Origin of the sequence: Kushneria sinocarnis, from assembly GCF_003633775.1 — a bacterium.
GTDB classification, from domain to species: Bacteria; Pseudomonadota; Gammaproteobacteria; order Pseudomonadales; family Halomonadaceae; genus Kushneria; species Kushneria sinocarnis.
Genome location: NZ_RBIN01000002.1, coordinates 380202 through 404402 on the forward strand (window position 1 = coordinate 380202; position 24201 = coordinate 404402).

The 24201-nt window shown below is 65.3% G+C and carries 10 protein-coding genes; all 10 read right to left on the bottom strand.

Annotated features, from left to right (window positions below):
• Positions 1-7: 7 nt before the first annotated feature.
• Positions 8-1216: an aspartate aminotransferase family protein gene (locus tag C7446_RS04320; RefSeq protein ID WP_121171591.1), complete on the bottom strand. Its 1209-nt coding sequence runs from the start codon at positions 1214-1216 to the stop codon at positions 8-10.
• 181 nt (positions 1217-1397) lie between these two features.
• Positions 1398-2156 carry a transglutaminase-like cysteine peptidase gene (locus C7446_RS04325; protein ID WP_211327850.1) on the bottom strand — a complete coding sequence of 253 codons (759 nt, stop codon included), beginning with the start codon at positions 2154-2156 and terminating at the stop codon, positions 1398-1400.
• Positions 2153-4120, bottom strand: a complete 1968-nt coding sequence (locus C7446_RS04330; RefSeq protein WP_121171592.1) for an EAL domain-containing protein — start codon at positions 4118-4120, stop codon at positions 2153-2155. The genes C7446_RS04325 and C7446_RS04330 overlap by 4 nt, the downstream gene beginning before the upstream one ends.
• A gap of 83 nt (positions 4121-4203) precedes the next feature.
• Positions 4204-5553, bottom strand: a complete 1350-nt coding sequence (locus tag C7446_RS04335) for a TolC family outer membrane protein (protein WP_121171594.1) — start codon at positions 5551-5553, stop codon at positions 4204-4206.
• Positions 5554-5633: 80 nt separating this feature from the next.
• Positions 5634-7037: an HlyD family type I secretion periplasmic adaptor subunit gene (locus tag C7446_RS04340; protein ID WP_170149998.1), complete on the bottom strand. Its 1404-nt coding sequence runs from the start codon at positions 7035-7037 to the stop codon at positions 5634-5636.
• On the bottom strand, positions 7021-9264 hold the full coding sequence (locus C7446_RS04345; RefSeq protein WP_211327851.1) for a type I secretion system permease/ATPase: 2244 nt from the start codon (positions 9262-9264) through the stop codon (positions 7021-7023). Before C7446_RS04345 ends, C7446_RS04340 begins: the two co-directional genes overlap by 17 nt.
• A 134-nt stretch (positions 9265-9398) precedes the next feature.
• A complete protein-coding gene (locus C7446_RS04350; protein WP_147408722.1) occupies positions 9399-21137 on the bottom strand; it encodes an Ig-like domain-containing protein in 11739 nt (3912 codons plus the stop codon).
• Between the two features lie 355 nt (positions 21138-21492).
• Complete coding sequence (locus C7446_RS04355; protein WP_121171600.1) at positions 21493-21843, bottom strand: hypothetical protein; 351 nt, start codon at positions 21841-21843, stop codon at positions 21493-21495.
• Between the two features lie 302 nt (positions 21844-22145).
• Positions 22146-22796 carry a DUF2959 family protein gene (locus tag C7446_RS04360; protein WP_121171602.1) on the bottom strand — a complete coding sequence of 217 codons (651 nt, stop codon included), beginning with the start codon at positions 22794-22796 and terminating at the stop codon, positions 22146-22148.
• A gap of 52 nt (positions 22797-22848) precedes the next feature.
• Positions 22849-24051, bottom strand: a complete 1203-nt coding sequence (fabV, locus tag C7446_RS04365; protein ID WP_121171603.1) for an enoyl-ACP reductase FabV — start codon at positions 24049-24051, stop codon at positions 22849-22851.
• Positions 24052-24201 lie beyond the last annotated feature (150 nt).

Consider the following 24201-nt stretch of genomic DNA (forward strand, 5'->3'; position numbering starts at 1 on the left):
TCTCCGCTCAGACCGTCAGTGAGGCAAGGGCGCGTTCCAGACGTGCCATGCCCTCGCGGATATCCTCTTCGGGAATGATCAGAGACGGTGCAAGGCGCAGCACATTGGGCCCGGCCACCAGCAGCATCAGACCCTCATTGATGGCGGCCGCCAGCACGTCGCGCCCGCGCTCGTGATAGCGCTCGTTGAATTCGGCGCCGATCAGCAGCCCCATGCCGCGAATCTCGCAAAAGCAGTCAAAGCGTTCATCGAGGGCTTCGAGATGTTCGCGAATCAGCTGGTGGCGCCTTCTGACCCCTTCCAGCACTTCAGGCTGATTGATGGTCTCGACGGCCGCATGCGCCACGGCACTGGCCAGCGGATTGCCCCCGTACGTCGAGCCGTGGGTGCCCACCACGAAGACCCGACCGACCTCTTCGGTGGTCAGCATCGCCCCGATCGGGAAACCGCCGCCCAGCGCCTTGGCGGAGGTCAGGATATCCGGCGTGATGCCGTACTCCATGTAGGCATAGAGGCTGCCGGTACGCCCCACGCCACACTGCACTTCATCAAGGATCAGCAGCGCCTGGTACTCGTCGCACAGTTCGCGCAGGCCGCGCAGGAAGGCCGGATCGGCCGGTGTCACACCGCCCTCGCCCTGCATCGGCTCGACCATCACCGCGCAGGTGCGCTCGCTGATCAGTTCGCGCACGCTGTCGAGATCGTTGTAGGTGGCGTGCTCAATGCCACCGGGCACCGGGCCGAAGCCCTGGGAGTATTTGGGCTGACCGCCGACGCTGACGGTAAAGAAGGTGCGGCCGTGGAAGGACTGGCGAAAGGAGATGATGGTGTCCTTCTCGGGCCCATGCACATCATGGGCGTAGCGGCGGGCCAGCTTGAGTGCGGCCTCGTTGGCCTCGCCCCCCGAGGAGCAGAGAAAGACCCGGTCGGCGAAGGTGTTGTCGACCAGGCTGCGGGCCAGTCTGAGCGCCGGCTCGTTGGTGTAGACATTGGAGAGGTGCCAGAGCTTCTCGCCCTGCTCCTTCAGCGCCCCGACCAGCGCCGGATGGTTGTGCCCCAGCGCATTGACGGCGATGCCGCCGGCGAAATCGATGTACTCGCGATCCTCCTGGTCCCACATCCGGCTGCCCTCGCCACGCACCGGGATGACGCGCTGTGGCGAATAGTTGGGCAGCATGTAACGGTCGAAATCTTCCCGGGTGGGGGTCCAGCTCATGGTCGCTCTCCGTCGATACAACGTCCTGTGGAAACCGGCAGACACAAGCGGTCTTGTGAACCATGGCCTGCCGGTCATGCCATGAGGGTACTCCGAGGCAGCCCGTACACGCCAGGGGACGAAACGCCCATGGACAGCCGTGGCCGGCCCGCGCCCGCCAGGGCGCGGCGGCAACCGGGGCTCAGCGGGGCGGCGCGCGCAGCGTGCCGTCGTTCAGACGCATCTGCCAGGCATCCCACTGGCTCAGCCGCGAGGCATCGCCGACCCGCTGCCCTCCACTCCCCCGCTGCTCCAGCCACAGCGAGGAGCCGTTGAAGCTGTAGATCGGCAGCAGATCGCTGCGCAGCGTGGCCGGCACGATCTCCCCGTTGATGTTATCCAGCACCAGTGGCGTGGCGGCCGACGATTTGAACCAGGTCAGTACCATGTGAAACTGATCCCATGGCCGGTACTTGACATAGTTCAGCCGCATCGAACTGTCGGGCACGCCCAGCCGGCGCAGGGTCTCATACTTGGCCATGGCGAAATCCTCGCAGTCCCCGGCGCCCACGCCGAGAAATTCCCGCGGGGTGGCCCAGTAGTCCCTGACCTGCCAGACCTCGCGATCATCGCGAAACGCCAGCCGGTTGAAGAAGTCATTGACCCCGGCAAGCTGGCGCGCCACCGGCGCGCCCTGCAGCCGCGCGATCAGGGCATGCCACTGCTCGACCCGCTCACGCCCCTGTTCGCCATAGACCGAGGTGACGGCAGAGTCCTCGGTGATCTCCGAAAAGGCCACCAGCGAACAGCACATCGACACCGTCAGCGTACTGGCCAGCACCACCGCCGGAGAGTGACGGTACAGCCGCCCCAGGCGCCGGCCGAAGCCCCCCAGCCATTGCCATGACCGGTGGCAGCCGACAAGGGCCACGGCGCCGGAACCGGGGCAGGAGCGGCTCATGAGTCGCGACCGCCCGGCAGCAGCGGCTGCGACGGGGTCAGATACCCCTGGAAACCGTCCGCGCCCAGCTCGACGATGCGCTCCCGGTGCTCCTCGCTCTCGACCCGGGTCACGATCACTCGAGTATCGAGCTGATGTACCGCAATGCAGAGGCTGTGCAGGAATTCGGCATTGACGTTGTCACGCACGAAGAAGGTCTGATCGATCTTGATGTAGTCCGGACGCAGCCGGATCAGGCTGGGCATCGCCTGCAGGTTGCGACCGAAGCGGTCGATGCCGACCCGGGTACCGAGACGACGCACCGAACGGAAGAGCTGCTCGACCCGTTCACGATGCCGGACCACCACTTCGCCATTGACCTCCAGGTCGAGCAGTGCCGCCCAGCGGGGGCGCTGCTCCAGCCACTGGATGACATGGGTCAGACTCTCCTCCCCGGTCAGCGTATCCATGCTCAGGTTGAGGGCCAGCCGATACTCCGGCAGCCGCGGCCAACCCGCCAGCCAGTCGAGGACGCACTGATCGACCCGATCGGCAATCCGGAACTGCCGTGCCACCGGCATGAAGGCCGAGGCCAGGTGCTCCTGCCCCGACTCGTCCAGCCGTATGTAGACTTCCTGATGGAACTCGCTGCCATCGTTCATGACCACCGACTGCGCCACGAAATGGTAGTGCCGCTGCGCCAGCGCCGTCTCGATCACCTGGCGCCACTCGTTGCGTCCGCGTTCGTCCAGTGCCGATACCCTCTGCGTGACGATCCAGCGCCGGCCCTGCTCATCGGCCTCGCGCAGGGCGTTGTCGGCGGCGCTCAGCAGGGTCATCCGCCCCAGCCCGGGCTCGCGCGGCACCACCCCGGCACGTGCATGATGGATACGCTCCAGTGCCAGCGGATTGGCATCAACGATATCGTCGATACGATCAAGGATCTCCTCGACCTGCCGATCACGCGCCTGCTCCGTCAGATCCGGCAGGATCAGGGCAAACTCATGGGCACTCAGGCGAGCAGCCATCAGGGCTTCCTCGTCGATGCGCACCCCGGCCAGATAGTCACCGATGGCCCGAATGGCCGTATCCCGTGCCGCGAAGCCCTCCTCGCGATAAATGACTTCGAGCTGATGGATGCGAATGATCATGGCGCTGCCGCCCACCGGCGCCGCCAGCCAGTCATCCATGGCCCGCACCAGATAGGCCCGATTGCCCAGCCGTGAGACCTCGTCGCGCTCCGCCAGACGCTGCAGCCGTACCACCTGCTCCGCCTGGGCTTCGAACTGGGCGTTGAGCCGACTGCCGAGCCGGTTGACCGCCCCGGTGATCCCGTTGAGCTCACGAAACCGGCTCGTGGTCAGCGAGGTTTCAAACCCCTGCAGCTGCATCTCCTCCAGCCGGGCCGCAAGGCGCGAAAGCGGAGCCAGCAGCTGACGCAGGCAGACCACGGCGATGACGATGGCCACCCCCATGCCCAGCAGCATCCACAGCAGCAGCTGGCGAGTCAGCTCCCAGAGCTGGGCATAGGCCAGCCCCTCGTCGGCCTCGACCCTGACCTCGCCCATCTGCATCCAGCCACCGGCCAGCATGCGGCGGGCGCTGATCTGCGAGATCGGCACCAGACTACGGAACCAGCCGGGTGCCGCCGCCGGCCGAGCGTGTTCCACCAGCACCGAGTGCTCGCCATCGGCAGACTCCAGCCGGATCCGGCTGACTGCGCCGCCATCGCAGACCGACTGCAGCAGCACCCGCGCACTGGTCCAGTCCCCCTGACGCACGGCGGGCACCAGCGACAGACTGAGGCTCTGGGCCAGATTGTTGATCTCGCCCCGCTGCCGGTCGACCAGCGCATCCCGGGCCTGCAGTACCTGGATGGTAAAGATGCCCAGCGAGAACAGCAGCAGCAGCGCGATGATGGCACCGATCAGCAGGTTCAGCAGACTGGGATGACGGTGACGGACGGTGCCGGCAATGGATTTCATGTACTTTCTCCGCTCGAGCCGACACCGGTTGGTCGGCTTCGACTGCTGCAATGATATCGGCTTCGAAAATCAGCGATTGAGCGTCATGGCTGCTCGCCGCGATAGGGGGGTGTGTCCCGGGCGATCAGCGTGCCATCGGCCGAGGGACGAACATTGACCCGCATGCTGTCGAGCAGCTGGCCGGTTACCGCCAGCAGCCGATAGCGCGCCCGGCGCAGATCGAACTCCGCCTGCAGTCGCGCCCGGCGGGCATCATAGACCTCGTTCTCGCTGTCCAGCAGGTCCAGCAGGGTGCGTCGACCGATATCGAACTGCTTGCGGTAATTGGTCCGGGTCTGCTCGCTGGCGTCGACATGCTGCTCGAGATAGGGCAGCTCGTTGCGCAGGTAGTCGCGGGCATTCCAGGCCAGTCGCAGCTCGTCGCGCACCTCGCGCAGGGCACGGTCACTGTCGTGACGTACCGCTTCAAGGGCATGATCGCGGGCGCGCAGTTCGGCCAGGTCACTGCCGCCGCGGTAGAGGTTGTAGCGCATCACCAGCTCGGCCTTCCAGTCGTCGGCATCGCTGCCTTCGAAGTCGTAATCACGGCTGGTCAGCCGACTCGCCTCGACATTGAAGCTGGGCAGGAAGTCGCCCCGCTCGGCGGCCACCTCATGGCCCGCGGCCTGCACCGACTCCCGCGTGGCAATCAGCAACGGGTTGTTGGCCGTCGCCATCGCCATGACCCGCTCCAGATCCTCCGGGATGGCCGTCATGTCGACCGTCTCCGGCAGCCTCAGCTGACCGGGCGCTTCACCGACAAGGCGGATGTAGGCGGAACGGGCATCCTCGAGATTGTTGCGCGCCGCCACCAGGCTGGCACGGGCGCGGGCCAGGCGCCCTTCGACCTGGCTGGTATCGGTGGTGGTGCCCGCCCCGGCCTCGCTGCGCCGCCGGATATCGGCGGCCGTGCGCTGATGCTGCTCGACGTTGCGCTCGGCCAGCTCGACCAGCTGCTGATTGAGCAGCACCTCCAGATAGGCCTGTACCGTCGAGAGCGCTATCTGGTTGGCCGCCGAGGCGGTCTGCCAGCGCTGATAGTCGGCCTCGTCATTGGCCTGACGAATCCGGTTGACGGTGCGGTTGCCATCCCAGATCAGCTGGCTCAGCGTGATCGAACCGCGCTGGTAGTCGTGCGGATCACTGCTCTGGTCGACGCCCTCGACTTCACTCTCCTGGCGCCCATAGCCGGTACGTCCTTCCAGCGTGACCGACGGCAGATAAGCGCCCTTCTGTGCCCGCGCCTCCTCGAGCCGCTGCTGATAGCGTGACAGCTCGGTGCGGGTCACCGGGTGCTCACGCACCGCTTCGGTGACCGCCTCGGTCAGTGTCTGAGCCTGTACCTGGCTGCCCAGCAGCCAGCTCCAGCGTTTGACGGTGCACCTGTGCTTCATGCTCTGCCTCGTTTCCCCTTTGCCCGCCAGCACGTGATCCGGCTGACCCTGTTTTCCGCGTGGTGGCGCCCTGATGGCTGTCAGCGCTCGCGCAGCGCGCCCTGCTGTGCTCTCAGAATCGGCTTGAGCAGGTACTGGAGTACCGTCTGCTCACCGGTCAGCACATCCACCGTGGCCTGCATCCCCGGAATGATCGGCAGCGGACTGGCGTCGCTGCCCAGATGGTTGCTCTGCGTGCGCACGGTGATCTCGTAGAAGCTGTTGCCCTCCTGGTCCTGCACCGTGTCGGGACTGATGCGGGTCACCGTGCCCCTGAGACCGCCGTAGACGGTAAAGTCATAGGCCGACAGCTTGACCGTGGCAGGCTGGCCCTGGTGAATGAAGCCGATGTCCCGCGGCTGTACCCGGGCCTCGACCTGCAGCTGATCCTCGATCGGCACGATCTCCATCAGGCTGGCGCCGGGATCGACCACCCCGCCGATGGTGTTGACGTTGATCGAGCGCACGATGCCCTGCACCGGCGACGTCACCAGCGTGCGATCGACCCGATCCTGCAGGCTGGTACGCCCCTGCTGGAGACTCTCCAGCTTGCCCTGCACCTCGTTGAGCGCATCCGCGGCCCGCGAGCGGAACTGGGAGGCCAGATCGTTGCGCTTGCTGATCGCCTGGCCGTATTCGGCCTGCTTGGCGGGAATCGACAGCCGGGTCGACTGCAGCTCACCGCGCTTGTCGTTGACCTCGCGCTGGATCTGCAACAGATCCATTCGTGAGACCACGCCCTCCTTCACCAGCGGGGTGGTGATATCGAGCTGCTTCTGCAGCAGCGCCAGACTGCTGGCCAGGCTGGCGGCCCGTCCCTTGAGCTCGCGCAGCTCCTCGGCCCGCTGGCGGATGACCTGACCGGCCTGGCTGAGCTGGGTCTCGAGCCCCGAGAGCCTGGCCTCATAGGCCGAGCGGGCGGCCTGATAGAGCTCGCCATTGTGCTCCCTGAAGTTCTCGCCGAGATCCAGCGGCTGATGCTCGACCGTGACCTGGTCCTGCCAGGCGTCGGCGCCGGTAGCGATGCCGACCGAGGCCAGTTCGGCGTGATACTGGGCGATCGACGCCCGCATTCCGGCCAGCGTCGATTCGCGCTCGGCCAGATCGGAGCTCGCCCGGGTGGGGTCGATCCGGGCCAGGGGCTGCCCGGGGGCCACCACATCCCCCTCCTGGATATAGATATCGCGGATGATGCCGCCTTCCAGGTTCTGAATGGTCTGAAGCCGCGTGGAGGGCACGACCTGGCCGGTGCCCCGCGCCACGATCTCGATCCGGGCCAGCGACGCCCAGACCAGGAAACTGACCAGTACCGCCAGCAGCACCCACAGGAGCACCCGTGAACGCCAGGGGGTGGCCAGCAGCATGGCGGCACTGGCGTCATCCACCAACTCCGTTTCCTGGCGAGACAGCCTGGAACGCCTGCGCCGCTCAGCCATGCGTGCCATGACGCGCCTCCCGTGCTGCCGGTGCCTGTGCGGGCTGCGGCACATCGGACCCGCTGCCCGGCTGGTCCGCCGTGGTCGCGTGGATACGCCCTTCGTTGAGCGCCTTGAGCACGTTCTGCTTGGGGCCATCGGCAATCACCCGACCGCCATCGACCACGATCACGCGCTCGACCACCTCCAGCATCGAACTCTTGTGGGTAATCAGTACCAGGGTCTGGCTGCGCGGCAGCTCCATCAGCATGCGACGCAATCGGTATTCGGCGCGGTTGTCCATGTGGGCACCGGGCTCGTCGAGCAGCAGTAGCGGCGCGCTGCCCAGCAGCGCCCGGGCAAGGATGACCGCCTGCCGCTGCCCGCTGGAGAGCAGCCGGCCGCCCTCGCCGACCTGGCGATCCAGCCCGTCGGGGTCGCGCCGGGTAAACTCGGTCACGCCGGCCAGATCGGCCGCCCGCTCGATGGCGGCTTCACTGGCGTGCTGATGGCCGAGCACGATGTTGTCGCGCACCGAGCCGAAAAAGAGGGCACTGTCCTGGCCGGCGTGGCCGATGTGACGACGCACATCCGCCGGATGCAGCTGATTGAGATCGACCCCGTCAACGCGCACGCTGCCCTCGGTGGCGCGGTAGAGACCGGTCATCAGCCGCTGCAGGGTACTCTTGCCGGAACCGATGCGGCCGATGATCGCGACCCGCTCACCGGGCGACACGCTCAGCGAGACATCGGCGAGCGCCATCGGCGCTTCGGGGTTGTAGCGAAAGCCGACATGGTCGAATTCGAGCTGCATGCTGAGCCGCTCGCGGTGGACATAGTGCTTCTCCGGCTCGACCTCCTCGGGCAGCGCCATGATCTGCTCGATCGCGGCCATGGCGCTGCGCGTCTGGCCGAAACGGGTGATCAACAGCGCCATCTGCGCCATCGGCTGCAGCGCCCGTCCGGTCAGCATCACCGCTGCAATCAGCCCGCCCATCGACAGCGCGGCATGGCTGATCTGATAGACGCCGAAAACCACCAGCGCCACGGTGGAGAGCTGACTGACGCTGGTGGTCAGGGAGGAGACCGACGTCGACAGGTTGCGGCTGCGCACGCCCCATTTGGCGATCTCGCCGGCCGCGCGCTCATAGTGGCGCTGGGTCTCGCCCTGGGCATTGGCCAGCTTGAGGCTTTCCAGCCCGGAGACACTCTCCACCAGCCGGGCATGCTTCTCGGTGGCCAGTCGCGAACCGAGCTCGATCGAGCGCTTGAGCGGCCACTGGATGATGATGCTGTAGGCCAGCAGAATCAGCAGCGCGATGATCGGTATCCACACCAGCGGGCCGGCCACGATCCACACCACCACCAGAAAGAAGAGCGCAAAGGGCAGATCGATCAGGGTGGTCATGGTCATCGAGGTGAAGAAATCGCGGACCGAGTCGAACTCCTGCAGATGCTTGACGAAGGCACCGACCGAGGCCGGCCGGGCATCCATGCGCAGGTTCATGGTCTTGGCGAAGATCTTCGAGGCCAGCAGGATCTCCGACTTCTTGCCGGCGGTATCGAGAAAGTACGCCCGCACCTGGCGGACCAGCAGATCGAACGCCACCACGATGCCCATGCCGCTTGCCAGTACCCAGAGGGTGTTGAAGGCCAGGTTGGGCACCACCTTGTCGTAGACGTTCATGGTGAACAGCGGCGCTGCCAGCGCGAACAGGTTGATCAGCACCGAAGCGATCAGGGCGTCACGATAGATCGAGCTGGAGAGCCTGAGCGTCGACCAGAACCAGTGCCCCTCCGCCAGACTGACCGTTTCGGGCGCCCGCTCGTCAAAACGGTGCTCGCGGCGGACATAGATCACCTGCCCGGTTGCCCGATCCGCCAGCGCCTCGAGCGTGATGGTCTGGGTACCATCCGCCTCGGGTACATAGATGGTGGCCTGGTGATTCTCGACATCACGTGCAAGCAGCACCACCGCGCGGCGCTCGGGCAGCAGTACGATACAGGGCAGCAGCAGATCGGGTACCCGATCGAGCTGCTGGCTGACCAGCCTGGCCGAAAGTCCGGCGCGCTGTGCCGCACGAGGCACCAGCGCCAGCGTCAGACGGCCGTTGTCCAGCGGCAGTCCATCGGCGATCACCTCCTCGGAGCGGGGCTCACCGTGATAACGGGCGAGAAACACCAGCGAGGCCAGCAGCGGGTCGCGCTCGCGATCGCCGATGGGATCAGGGCGTAAGGGCGTAGGATCTTCCGCCAAGTCGCTCTCCTTGCCTGCCGTTTTGAAGATACCTGTTGCCCGGCACGGTAACCCCACCGGGCCGTTCGCAAAGCCGCAATCAGACAGGGCAGATGCGACCTTACTGGCGCTTTGCCCTGCCCGTCGGGTGTCGCTCAGCCATCCAGGTGCGTCTTGAGGTTGCCGGTATCGATCAGTGATCTGATGATTTCGGTATCCGAACCGCCGAGACTGGTGAGATCAACGCCACCGAACACGATCTTCTGGGTCACCGGCCCTGCGGGGCCTTCCGTCTTGACTTCCAGGGTCGAGCTGGTCCCGCCCACGCCGGCACCGGCCGTATCGCCCGAGGAGAAGTGGAGATACTGCGCCGCCAGATCGGCATTGCCGGAGCCCAGATCGAGCATATCGGAGAGATCGATGACATCCCCGCCGCTGCCACGGGTGAAATCGGTGATGCGATCGATCGCCGGGCTGGCGGCCGTGCCCTCGTCGCCGCGCATCCAGGCGAAGGTGTCGCTGCCCGCGCCGCCGGTCAGGATGTCGTTGCCGGCACCGCCTTCGAGGCAGTCGTCCCCGCTGCCTCCGAAGAGGGTGTCGTTGCCGGCACCGCCATGGAGCCGATCGCTGCCACTATCGCCTTTCAGGGTGTCATTCCCGCCATGGCCGAACAGCAGATCATTGCCGTCGCCGCCGGTCAGGATGTCGTTGCCGGAGGTGCCGAGTTCCAGGTCGTCGCCGGTCGTGCCCGCAATATTGCTGCCGGAGACGACATTGACCGAGGCACCGGCACCGATACCCAGCAGGGACGGACTGTTGAGTGTCACGGTATGGCTTTCGCTGTGCTGGCCGCTGCCATCCACGGTGGCAAAGCTGAAGGCGTCGCTCCTGGGCCCGGGATCCCCCAGTGGCAGGAAGCCCAGCAAGGTAGCCTTCTGATCAGCAGGGTTGTAGGTCAGCGTATGGGCATCGAACACCTTGCCCGCCAGCACGTCAGCCGCGGTCACGGCGGTAGTGCCGGAGTAGAGCGCGCCATGGGTGGGCAGGGCCGTGATGATCACGCCCAGGTCGGTGCCGCTCTCGCTGTCATGAAGCCGGCCGCTGGCGGCAAGGTCGATGTAGACCACATCGTTCTTGACACTGGTCGCGGTCAGCGCCACCGAGAAATCGGCGGCGGTCGGCACACTGTCATGCGCACTGCCGGTCACGTGTACCGCCAGCGTGGCCGTGGCGGTACCGCCATGACCGTCGCTGATGGTATAGCTGAAGGTATCGTCGGCGCTCTTGCCACCGAACAGACTGCGGCTGGCCGGCCGCCCGGCGTCGAGTGTGTAGGTATAGCTGCCATCGGCGGCCAGCGTCAGCGTGCCGTAGACGCCCTGGATCACCGTGGCAGCACCGGCCACTGCCGCGGCGCTGCCCGCCGTGGCGTTGGCGACTGCGGTGATGCTCAGTACATCGCCACTGTCGACATCGCGATCGTTGCCGAGCAGGTTGCCGCTGGCACTCGGTGTCCCCGCCGTTGCCACATCCACCTCGCCAGCAGTGCCGTAGAGCGTCCCACTGCCCAGCGCGGTCAGTGCCGTCGGTGCCCCCAGCACGCGGGTCTCCACGTCCATTGGCGTGGCTCGGTTATCGGTGGTGATGATCAGCAGCCGGCCGCTGGCATCCTCGCCCAGTCCGTAGACCTGGGCCGACATGGTGGCAACCGGCGTCGTGGTGGCGTTACCGCCGCTGGTTCTGATCGTGCCATCGCTGTTGGTCGCAATTTCATGGACCCTGCCGCTCTGATCCGAGCCATAGAGATGGCCGCCGACATACTTGAGGTCGCCGCCGGAGAGGAAGGTATTGCTGGCAACCCGGGTGACCTGCAGGTTGACCGGATTGATCTGATACAGGCTGTTGTTGGTGTAGCTCGCCGCCAGCAGCTGGCCGCCGGGCATCAGGGTCAGCGCCGACAGCCCGAGCGTACCGGCCAGGGTACCCAGCGATGTCGCCACGCCGGTACCGGCGTTGATGCTGTAAAGGACGGTGGCGTTGGCGGTGCCGGAATAGCTGACGCCGTAAAGCCGACCGGCGGTGGCGCTCTGGGCAATATCGCCCAGCGTCGGCACCGAACCACCGCTGGCCGTCTTCATGGTGAGGCTGGTCTGAGCGCCGGTGGTCAGGTTCCAGCTTTCCAGTACCCCCGCGCTGGTCGAGAGATAAACCACCTTCTGTTCACCCCGGCCACTGACGGCGGCGCTGTCCGCGACAGCGCTCGGCGCATCATTGACGCCATTGACGGTGACGCTGATGGTGCGCTGGCTGCCGTCGGCGGCGGTTACCGTGAAGCGATCCACCCGTACCTGTTCGGCGCCGAGCGCCTGGGTGGCCGCATTGGCCACGCTATACTGCCAGTGTCCGCCGGCATCAATGGTCAGACTGCCCAGGTTGCCCTGCGCCGGGCTGACGCTGGCCGGATCGAGGGCGATCTGCTGATTGTGGCCATCCACCAGCAGCAGCAGACCCTCGCTGCCCAGTGTCTGCGGTGACTGATCCTCGGTCACGGTGCCGGTGGTCGGCGTGGCATCGAAGACCACCACGTTCTGTGTTACCGACGCGGAGGCCGTGCCGCCGGCCACGCCGATGGCCGTGGCGGTATAGACCGCCGGAATGATGCCGACAAAGTCGGCCGGGGGCAGCAGCCTGAGGCTCTCCAGCGCCCAGCCATCGAGTATGACCGGGTCGCCCTCGCCCGTGACTACCGAGCGGTGTCCGGCGCCGTCACTGAGCACGCTGCCGGCCGGCAGCGCACTGATGCTCAACGACAGGGTTTCGTGGCCGATCGTATCCTTGAGCGAGGCCACCGGGGTGCCCAACTCGATCCGTGTCCCGCTCATGCCCTGATCCTCGCGGATCGGGTAGTAGCTGACACCCGCCTCGGTCATCGTCAGCGGCGAGCAGGGCTGCTGCAGCGAAAGCAGCGCCCCGAGGTCGGTATAGAGCCCGAAGTTGGCCGCCGACAGCGCGAGCGCAGTGCCGCCATCGAGACTGACCCCGAGCGACAGCGTGCTGGCCGAGCTGCCAGTGTTGCCGACATAGAGCTCGAGCGGATAATAACCGCTGGCGCTCGGCGTGAAGGCCGTTGAATGGTAGTTACCCTCGATCGCCGGGCTGGCCAGCAGCGCTTCACCGCCCACGGAGAGCAGCGCTGCCCCCCGGGTCGATCCGGTAAAGGTGTAGCTGTGGCCGGCTTCGAGATAGACCAGCCCCTGTACGGCGTAGGCATCACCGGCGGCGAGGGAGGTACCGATCCCGGCATCAACGGTCAGCGTGGCCGATGGCGTCAGCCCGGCGAGCAGGTCGATATCACCGACCGCAGCGCCGACCCTGCTGACGGTATCTCCCGTTCCTGCCACGACATCACCGAGACCGCCGACCAGTCCGCCCAGCAGCGATCCCCTGCCGCCGAGCACATCCCCCAGACCGCCGACCACGGTGCCCAGCCCTCCTACCGTGCCGCCCAGGCCATCGACCAGCGAGCCGAGCGCTCCGGTCAGGGTGGCAGCGCCACCGGTATAGATTCCGGCACTCAATCCCAGCGACACATCCAGCAGTCCGGTATCGGCACTGCCCAGCGAGTGCTCGACCACCGCCACGACCGGCGCATCGACACGCCCTTCCACCGTCACGGTCAGGGTACTGGTGGTCATGCTGCCCTGGCCGTCACTGACACTGTAGCGGATCGAGGTGGACTGCTGACTGCCCTCCGCCAGCGCCTGAAAATCACTGCCCGGATCAAAGCGGTAGCTGCCATCGCCATTGAGTACGAAGGTACCGCCATGACTGCCCGCCACGATCTGTCCGACCGCGGTGCCGACACCATTGACCGCACTGACCGTCAGCTCGGCACTGGCATCCGGATCGAGGTCATTGACCAGTACCCCGCTCGCCGCATCCATGCTCAGCACGCTGTCTTCATCGATCGTGCCGGTATCGGCGACCGCAACCGTTGCGCTGTTGCGACCCACCACGGTGACGGTGATCGTTTCGCTCGTGCCATCGCGCGTGGCGACCGTGAAGTGTTCGGTCTTCGTCTCGCCCGCCCCCAGATAGGCAATGGCACTGTTGGCCACGCTGTAGGTCCAGTGGCCATCGGCACTCAGCGAAAGCTGGCCAAGGGTGTCCGGCGCCGGCGTCACGCTGGCCGGATCGAAGGCCGACTCACCGGCATCGGCATCCGTGACGGTCAGGGTGCCGCTGGTCACCAGGGTCGTCCCGCCCTCGCCCGGCGACTGCACGATCGCCGTACCGCCGGTGCCGAGCAGGTCGATCACGAGGGTATGCAGGTTACCCAGCGTATCCGCCACGGTGAAGCGCTCCTGGCGGGTCGCTCCGCTCGCCAGATCGACCGTGGCCTCGGCCTGGACGCTGTAGAGCCAGGCCCCCGAGGCATCCAGGGAGAGCGTACCGAGCGTGCCCTCTCCGGCCAGCAGGGTGGTCGGATCAAGCTCGATGCCCACCCCGGCCCCCAGCAGACCGCTCTGCGAAAGCAGCCCATCCAGGACCGGCTGCCCGATTCGCACACCGTCAGCGGACCCTGTCAGCTCGACACTCACGGCATGCGATTCGCCGCGGGCATCGGTGACGCTGAACAATTCGACCCGAACCTCACCCTCGGCCAGGGTCGGCAAAAGACTCCTGTCGAGGCGATAGTCGAGATCGCCCGAGACACTGACCGAAAGCAGCCCCAGCGTGTCCGGCCCGGTGACGACCGTGGCCGGCAGCAGCGCCACCTCGAGCAGGCTGCCCAGCAGCCCACCGAGTCCCGTTACCACGGAGCCCGCTGTCGATGCCTCATTCGACTCCACGAACTCGGTCACCACCCCGCTGTTCTGACCGGTGATCACGGCCGGGGTATTGATGCCATGAACGGTCACCGTAATGGTCTGCGAAGTACCGTCGGCGGTTCTGACCGTGAAGCTCTCCTGCTTCGTCTCATCGGCATCGAGATAGCGCACGCGGTCGTTGGCCACGCTGTAGGCCCACTGCCCGTCAGGCGTGATCGTCAGTGTGCCCAGGGTGCCTTCGGCCGCTTCGACACTGTCCGGCAGGAAGACACTCTCACCGGTATCGATGTCGGCCACATTCAGCGTGCCGCCGGTGGTCAGCATCGCCGACTCGGTATCCGCGTGATCGCTGCTGCCCCCGGTGCCGGCATTCGGATCGACCGGAATCGGCACACCGCCGGTCCCCACCAGATTGAGGGTCAGGGTATGACGGGTGCCGGCGTTATCGGTCCAGGTAAAGACTTCGGCCTTCACCTCGCCGCGAGCCAGTGCCGGCGCGCTGGCACCGGCCAGCTGATAGGCAAAGCGGCCATCCGCCGCGATCGTCAGTGTGCCCAGCGTGCCGAGCGCCGGCACGGCCGCACCGGGAGCCAGTGTCACGCCGACTTCGGCAGCCAGTTCGCCGCTCAGATGCAGCGTCTGCGGGAGCAGTGCATCCACGATCGGCTGCCCGATCACCGCCCCTTCAGCGGTGCCCACCAGATCCACCGTAATCGCGTGCTGATGACCGGCAGCATCGGTGAATTCGAACACCTCGACCCGAACTTCGCCCTCCAGCAGAGTGCCGAGACTGGCGCGCTCCACGCGGTAATCGAAACTGCCATTCGCCTCAACGGAGAGTACGCCCAGCGTTCCGACGCCGGGCACTACCGTATTCGGCAACAGGTCAAGGTCGAGCAGTCCGGACAGTACCCCGGCCAGCGAGCCGCTGCCGTGTATCGTCTCGTGTCCGGCGCCCCCCACTGGCGCCGTAACGGCCATTTCGGTGACGTCACCCCCGGCCTGACCGGTAATCAGAGGCAGGTCATTGGTGCCGGTGACGGTCACGGTCAGGGTTGAAGTCGAGCTGTTGCCCTGCCCGTCGCTGACCGTATAGGCGATCGCCGTCGTGGCCGTCTCTCCGGCCGGAAGAGCCGCGAAGGCACTGCCCGGTTCAAAGCGATAGCTGCCATCACCCGCCAGGATGAAGCTGCCCCCATGGCTGCCGCTGACGGCCTGACCGACACCGGTGGCACTGTCATTGATGGCAATAACCCGCAGCGTGTCCGCCGGGCTGTCGGCGTCGCTGTCATTGGCCAGTACGCCACGCTCCACTTCGACCGTCAGCGCCACATCCTGTTCGGTGGCCTCGGTGTCAGCGACCGCCTCAGGCGCCAGAATATCGATGCCATAGTGGCGCGCGGTGGTTGCACGACCGCTGTTACCGGCGGCATCCACATGAATCACGCCAGCAGTAACACTACCGGTACCGGCATTCGCCAGGACACTGCCCGGGACCACAACACCGAACGCGCCGTCCTGGCCGACGGTGGTGGTGTAGTTCTGGCCGCCGACCGAGACGGTCACGGTATCGCCGGGCACGACATCACCACCGGCGGTACCGGTAATGGCAACGTCACGGCCCGCCTCGGCGGCGTTGAGCACGTCATCGCCGGCGATGGTATCGAGGCTGATGGAGACTTCAGGCGCGTCGGTATCCACCGAGTAGCTGGCCGCGATGTTGGCCGCGCCGACATTGCCCGCCGCATCGGCATGACTGACGGAGGCCTGGAGCGAACCGTGCTGTACCAGCTGGCTGCCCGGTACGTTGATCGCGAAAGAGCCGTCGGCATTGACCGCGCCGGTGATCGGAATGGTCTGATTCGCCTCGTCGGCGTTGAGCACATCGTCGCCGGCCAGGGTAGCGAGCTGAATGCTCAGCGCCGGCGGCGCGGTGTCGACGCTGTAATCACGGCTGGTGCTGGCTGAGCCGATATTGCCGGCGGCATCGGTGTGGCTGACCGAGGCACTGACCCGGTCGGTGCCGGCCGTAGCCAGCACCGAACCGGCAACGGCAACGCTGAACGCACCGTTCTGGCCGACAACCGCGGTGTAGCTCTGGCCGCCGATCGAGACGGTGACCGTATCGCCGGGCACGGCATAGCCACCCACTGACCCCGTCAGAGTGATCTGCTCGCCCGCTTCGGCGGCGTTGAGCACGTCATCGCCGGCGACCGTATCCAGCAAGATCGAGACTTCCGGTGCGTCGATATCCACCGAGTAGCTGGCTGCGGTGTTGGTCGCGCCCACGTTGCCTGCCGCATCGGTATGACTGACGGAGGCCTGGAACGAACCGTTCTGCGCCAACTGGCTGCCGGGAATGGCAATGGAGAAGGAGCCATCGGCATTCACCGCGCCGGTGTAGACCTGATCACCGACCGTCAGAGTGACGAGATCGCCGGCGGCGTATTCGCCGCTGACCGAGCCGGTCACCGGGATCATCTGCCCCGCCTCTTCGGCATTGACGATATTGTCGCTCGCCAGGGTGTCGAGCTGGATGTTCAGCGCCGGCGGCGTGGTGTCGACGCTGTAGTCACGGCTGGTGCTGGCTGACCCGGTGTTGCCGGCAACATCGGTGTGGCTGACCGAGGCTGAAATACTGTTGGCGCCGCTGGCAGCCAGGACCGAACCGGCGACGGCGACACTGAACGCACCATTCTGTCCGACCATCGCGGTGTAGTTCTGACCGCCGACGTTAACCGTAACCGTGTCACCCGGCACGGCATCGCCACCCACTGACCCCGTCAGAGTGACCTGCTCGCCAGCCTCGGCGGCGTTGATGACGTCATCGCCGGCAATCGTATCCAGCGTGATCGTGACTTCAGGCGCATCGGTATCCACCGAGTAGCTGGCCGCGATGTTGGCCGCGCCGACGTTGCCTGCCGCGTCGGTATGACTGACGGAGGCCTGGAGCGAACCGTTCTGCGCCAACTGGCTGCCGGGAATGGCAATGGAGAAGGAACCATCAGCATTAACCGCGCCGGTGTAGCTTTGGCTGCCCACCGTCAGGGTGACGAGGTCGCCGGCGGCGTATTCACCGCCGACCGAGCCGGTCACCGGGATCGGCTGACCCGCTTCTTCGGCGTTGACGATATTGTCGCTCGCCAGCATATCGAGCTGGATGCTCAGCGCCGGGGGCGTGTTGTCGACGCTATAGTCGCGCGAGGTGGTGGCACTGCCGACGTTGCCGGCGGCATCGGTGTGGCTGACCGAGGCACTGACCCGGTCGGTGCCGGCCGTAGCCAATATGGAACCGGCGACGGCGACACTGAACGCGCCGTTCTGGCCGACGGTGGCGACATAGCTCTGATCGCCGACCGAGACGGTGACCGTATCGCCGGGCACGGCGTCGCCACTGGCGGTGCCGGAGATCGCGACGTCCCGCCCTGCCTCGGCGGCATTGATGACGTCATCGCCGGCGATGGTATCGAGACTGATCGTCACGATCGGCGCATCAACATCGATGCCGTAGCTGGCCGCAACATTAACGGACCCGATATTCCCCGCCGCGTCGGTATGACTGACGGACGCCTGGAGCGAGCCGTTCAGTGCCAGCTGGCTGCCCGGTACGGTGATGGCGAAGCGGCCATCGGCATTGACCGCGCCAGTATAGACCTGATCACCGACCGTCAGGCTAACGAGATTGCCGGCGACATACTCGCCGCTGACTGAGCCGGTCACCAGGATCGTCTGCCCCGCCTCTTCGGCGTTGACGATATTGTCACCGGTCAGGGTGTCGAGCGTGATCGCCAGCTGCGGCGGTGTGGTGTCGACGCTGTAGTCACGGCTGGTGGTGGCACTGCCGACATTGCCGGCCGCATCGGTATGACTGACCGAGGCTGAGACGCTGTTGGTGCCGGCCGTAGCCAGTACAGAACCGGCGACGGCAACGCTGAACGCGCCGTTCTGGCCGACGGTGGTGGTGTAGCTCTGGCCACCGACCGAGACGGTGACGGTATCACCTGGCACGGCGTCACCACCGGCGGTGCCGGTGATCGCAACGTCCTGCCCCGCTTCCGCAGCATTAATGACGTCGTCGCCGGCGATGGTATCGAGACTGATCGTCACGATCGGCGCATCAACATCGACGCCGTAGCTGGCCGCAGTATTGGCCACGCCAACGTTGCCCGCCGCATCGGTATGACTGACGGAGGCCTCAATCGAACCATTCTGTGCCAGCTGGCTGCCCGGTACGTTGATCGCGAAGCTGCCATCGGCATTAACCGCGCCGGTGTAGAGCTGATCACCGACCGTCAGGGTGACGAGGTCCCCGGCAACGTATTCGCCGCCGACCGAGCCGGTCACCGGAATGGTCTGGTTCGCCTCTTCGGCGTTGACGATATTGTCGCCGGCCAGCGTATCGAGCTGAATGCTCAGCGCCGGCGGCGTGGTGTCGACGCTGTAGTCGCGCGAGGTCGTTGCCGACCCAACGTTGCCGGCGGCGTCAGTGTGGCTGACCGAAGCAGCGATGCTGTTGGTTCCGGCCGCGTCCAGCACGCTACCTGCCACGGCGATGCTGAACGCGCCATGCTGCCCGACAGCCGTGGTATAGCTCTGGCCACCGACGTTAACCGTGACCGTGTCACCCGGCACGGCTTCGCCGCCGGCGGTGCCGGTGATCGCAACGTCCTGCCCCGCTTCCGCAGCATTGAGCACGTCATCGCCGGCAATCGTGTCGAGGCTGATGGAGACTTCCGGCACGTCGGTATCGACGCCGTAGCTGATCGCCGTATTGACCGCGCCGACGTTGCCCGCCGCGTCGGTGTGACTGACGGACGCCTGGAACGAATCGTGCTGCGCCAGCTGGCCGCCCGGTACGTTGATCGCGAAGCTGCCATCAGCGTTGACCGCACCGGTATAGACCTGATCACCGACCGTCAGGGTGACGAGATCGCCGGCGGCGTATTCGCCGCTGACCGTGCCGGTCACCGGGACCGATTGCCCGGCTTCTTCGGCATTGACGATATTGTCGTCGGCGATGGTATCGAGCTGGATGCTCAGCGCCGGCGGCGTGGTGTCGACGCTGTAGTCACGCGAGGTGGTGGCACTGCCGACATTGCCGGCGACATCAGTATGGCTAACCGAAGCAGCGATGCTGTTGGTTCCAGCCGCCGCCATTACCGAACCGGCGACGGCAACGCTGAACGCGCCGTCCTGGCCGACGGTGGCAACATAGCTCTGGCCACCGACCGAGACGGTGACCGTATCGCCGGGCACGGCGTCGCCACCCACTGAACCCGTCAGATTGATCTGCTCGCCCGCTTCGGCGGCGTTGATCACATCATCGCCGGCGATGGTATCGAGACTGATCGTCACGATCGGCGCATCAACATCGACGCCATAGCTGACCGCGGCATTCGCCGCACCCACGTTACCCGCTGCATCGGTATGGCTGACGGACGCCTGGAGCGAACCGTTCTGTACCAGCTGACTGCCCGGTACGTTAATCGCGAAGCTGCCGTCAGCGTTGACTGCGCCGGTATAGCTCTGATCACCGACCGTCAGGGTGACGAGATCGCCGGCAGCGTACTCACCGCTGACCGTGCCGGTCACCGGGATCGATTGCCCGGCTTCTTCGGCGTTGATGACATCGTCACCGGCCAGGGTGTCGAGCGTGATCGACAGCTGCGGCGGTGTGGTGTCGACGCTGTAGTCACGCGAGATCGTCGCGCTGCCGATATTCCCCGCCGCATCGGTATGCGAGACAGACGCCGAGACTTTGCCTGCACTAACTGCGGCCAGTACCGAACCAGCGACGGCAACGCTGAACGCGCCGTTCTGGCCGACGACCGTGGTGTAGTTCTGACCGCCGACATTAACCGTAACCGTATCGCCGGGCACGGCGTCACCGCCGGCGGTGCCGGTGATCGCAACGTCCTGCCCCGCCTCGGCGGCGTTGATCACATCGTCGCCGGCAATCGTATCCAGCGAGATAGTGACTTCCGGCGCATCAATATCGACGCCGTAGCTGACCGCGGTATTCGCCGCGCCCACATTGCCCGCCGCATCGGTATGACTGACGGAGGCCTGGAGCGCGCCATTCTGCGCCAGCTGGCTGCCGGGCACGTTGATCGCGAAGCTGCCATCGGCATTAAGCGCACCGGTGTAGAGCTGATCACCGACCGTCAGGGTGACGCGATCGCCGGCGGCATATTCGCCGCTGACCGTGCCGGTGACCGGGATCGACTGCCCGGCTTCTTCGGCGTTGATGACTTCATCACCGGCGATGGTGTCGAGCGTGATCACCAGTTCCGGCGATGCCGTGTCGAGGGTATAAGATTGCGAGGCTGTAGCCGTGCCGGTATTGCCGGCGGCATCAACCTTGCTGACTATCGCCAGCACGGAATGATCGGCGCTGTCGGCCAGTGCGATACCCGGCACAGTGATGCCAAAGGTCAGGTCATCCCCGACCGTGCTGAAAAAGGCCCGACCTCCCAGGGTAATGGCAACGGTATCTCCTGCCATCACGTCGCCGCCGACGCTGCCGACAATGGTAAAGGACGCACCGGCCTCGACTGCATTGATCAGATTATCGCCGGTAATCGGCTCAAGGCTGATCGAAACCTCGGGAGCCTGCAGATCCACGTCGTAGTTTCTGGTGAGGGTGGAAGTCACCGAGCCGTTGGCAGCGGCATGGGTGACCGTGGCGGTCACTACCCGGTGGTCTACCAGCTGCGTACCCGGCACGCGCAGTGAGAAGGCCAGATCATCGTTCAGTGTGGTGACAAGCGTAGTGCCGCCGATCGTCAGCGATACGGGATCGCCCGGACGGGCATCACCGGTGGCACTTCCGGAAAGCGTAATGAAGCCATCGGCTTCGGCAGCATTGATGAGGTCGTCTTCGGCGATCGGACTCAGGACAATACCCATGACCGGCTGTAATACCTCACCCTCTCCAGCCGGATCGGTAATGACAGCACCACCATCCGTGGGCTCGGGCGGCGTACCACCGCTCACGGGCGGATCGATGGCAGGGTTTTCATGCGTGGGATCCGAAGTGCCGCCACTGGTCGGATCGGTCACGGCCCCTTCGTCGTCAGTGGAGCCGGGCGTCGTCCCGCCGGTCGCGGGCAAGTCGATATCAGATCCGCCATCGCTCGGCCCGGAGGCAGCACCACCACCGGTAGTCGGAGCAGTCGCAGTATCACCGGGCGCGGCAGGCGCCGTGCCACTGCCCTCCGGGGGGGTACCGGTTGTCGCATCCGCCGGGCTGGAAGCAGCACGCCCATTGCCTGCAAAGGCAGCCGGCGTCACCGTTGGCGTGCTGGTGTTGTCACTGAAATCAGCCTGGTAGGTATAGGCGGTGCGTTCTTCGCGACCGGTGCGGGCAATATCGAAACTCGAGCCGGAGCCGCCATCCCCGGCGAGACTGCCGCCATCACTGAGTCCCGCATCGGAGAGCCCCCCCTGCTGACGGGGCCTGCTGGATCAGTGTGGGGTCTTCACCCTGTGCAATGGCCTGCTGCAGGGTGGCCACATCAGGATCGCTCCCGGCGTCACCGGGGGCGCCGGGCTCAAGCGTCGGTGGGACATCCGCCGTGACACTCAGCTGCATCCGCTGATTCGCCGGCACCATCAGCACGGTGCCATCGGCCAGCACCAGCCGCGCCCCCTTCAATGCAAACAGCATCACCGGCGGCGTCAGTATGGCCCCCTGAACGATCGGACTCCGGGTTTCCGACTGATGAAGTATGCCGTCAACGCGGGCGACGATGAGCGATGCTGCCATTTATTGTTTCCCACCCCTGCTGAAGGATTTCAGTTCCGAATGCCGTCTCATGGGCTGAAGGCTCCGGAGCCGATGGCCATATTTTCGGTTTTTCTAATTAAATGAGATGCATGACTTACCAATTAATACTAGAACCTTATATATTTTTTTCTTCAGACCTGAATAATTCAAAAGAAGTACATAAACCACCCTTTTCAGGGTATGAGGAATTGGTCATCAGAGACACGCAGCCGCCTGCCCCACCCTTTCAGCTGGAAAGGGCGCGCAGCGACGGTGCATCGGCTGGAAAGAGAGTGCGAGGATTAGTCGGGGAGGGTCGCAATGAAACGGTTGGAGCGTTCGATGGCCGCATGCATCTGCTGACGCAGCCGGGTCACCCGAGCCTCGAGCCTGTCGACTTCGGGGGCCAGGGCGCCAATGGCCCGGGCGTTGAGGTTGTGCTTGAGAAAAAGCACGTTGTCATGCATCAGATCAAGCGCCGGCTGCAGGCTCTGCTCCGCTTCATGCATGGCATCGAGCATCTCGGCATAGTGCTGGCGCGCCTGCTTCAGCTCGGCGGCACTGCGCTGGCGGTAGCTGGCATTGTGATAGTCGTCGAGTTCACCCTGCCACTCATCGAACAGGGCCTCGGAGGCCCCTTCGATGGCATCAATCCGCTGGTGCACCGCCTGGGCGGCACGCTGACTGGCCTCATACTCGTCAGCCAGGGCGTCGTAGGTCCGCGAGAGCTCACTCTCGGGGACCTGCACCACACTGCGAAAGCGCTCGAGTGCCGATGAGAACTGGTCACCGGCCTCCTGTTGCGCATCCCGGGCCGCTTCGACCCGATTGACCACCAGCGTGCGAATGGGGACACCCGCCTGCTCCATGGCGCTGTAGTAGGCGCTCTGACAGCCATTCATGCTCAGCAGTAATACTGCGCAGCACAGCCCCTGCAGGTACGCTGGACGCATCCGTGCCCCCGATTTGCCATGGTTTGCAAGCGATGGCGGAAACCCCGCCCGCTCAGGTCATGTTGACGACGTCGAACTCACGCCGGGGATCGACATCGGCATCATAATCGACATCTTCCCGACCGAACCCGAACAGCTTGAGGAATTCGCGCTTGTACTCGGCATAGTCGGTCAGCTCGAACAGATTCTCGCTGGTGACTTGAGGCCAGAGATCACGGCAGGCCTGTTGCACGTCATCGCGCAACTCACGGTCATCGACCCGCAGCCGTCCGGCCTCGTCGGTTTCGACCGGCGCGCTGGTATAGAGCCGCTCACGATAGAGCCGATTGAGCTGATCGATGGTACCTTCGTGCAGCCCCTGCTCCTTCATGACACGATAGACCATCGAGATATACAGCGGCATCACCGGAATCGCGGCGCTGGCCTGGGTGACCACGGACTTGAGCACGGCGACATTGGCATGACCGCCACTGGCGTCGAGGCGCCGGTCGATCTCGCCGGCAGCCCGGTCAAGGTCCTCCTTGGCCCTGCCCAGCGCTCCGTGCCAGTAGATCGGCCAGGTGATCTCGGTGCCGATGTAGCTGAACGCCACCGATCTGGCGCCGTCGGCGAGCACGCCGGCCCGGTCGAGGGCATCGATCCAGAGTTCCCAGTCCTCGCCGCCCATCACGGCCACGGTGTCCTCGACCTCCTGCTGGGTGGCAGGCTCGACTTCGGCCTCGATGATCTGGTCGCGGTTGGTGTCCACGGCCGTGGCACGATAGGTTTCCCCGATCGGCTTGAGGGCCGAGCGCTTCACCTCACCGCTGTCGGGATGCTTGCGTACCGGCGAGGCCAGCGAATAGACCACCAGATCCACCTGGCCACCCATTTCGTTGCGGATCATCTCGATCGCCTGGTCACGCACCTCATGCGAGAAGGCATCACCATTGATCGATCGGCTGTAGAGCCCCGCCTGTTTGGCATGCTTGTCGAAGGCCGCCGAATTGTACCAGCCGGCAGTCCCGGGCCTTTTCTCGGTTCCCGGCTTTTCGAAGAAGACCCCCAGGGTATCCGCGCCATAACCAAAGGCCGCGGTAATGCGCGCCGCCAGGCCATAACCGCTCGAGGCGCCGATCACCAGCACCCTTTTGGGGCCATCGGATTCGACACCGCGGGCCCGGGTTGCCTCGATCTGCTCGAGCACATTCTGCTCGCAGCCGACCGGATGAGTGGTGGTGCAGATGAAACCGCGAACCTTGGGATGTATGACCACGCAGGAACCTCGACTATCGCTGACTGATTGGGTCGGCACGCCATTGAGGCGTGCCATTGCTGAGCGCTATTTTAACGACAGCGACCCGGACTGTCCGCCCTTGTTCGATGGTACTCTTGCCGCATGTCACCGAATAACGAACCGACAGCG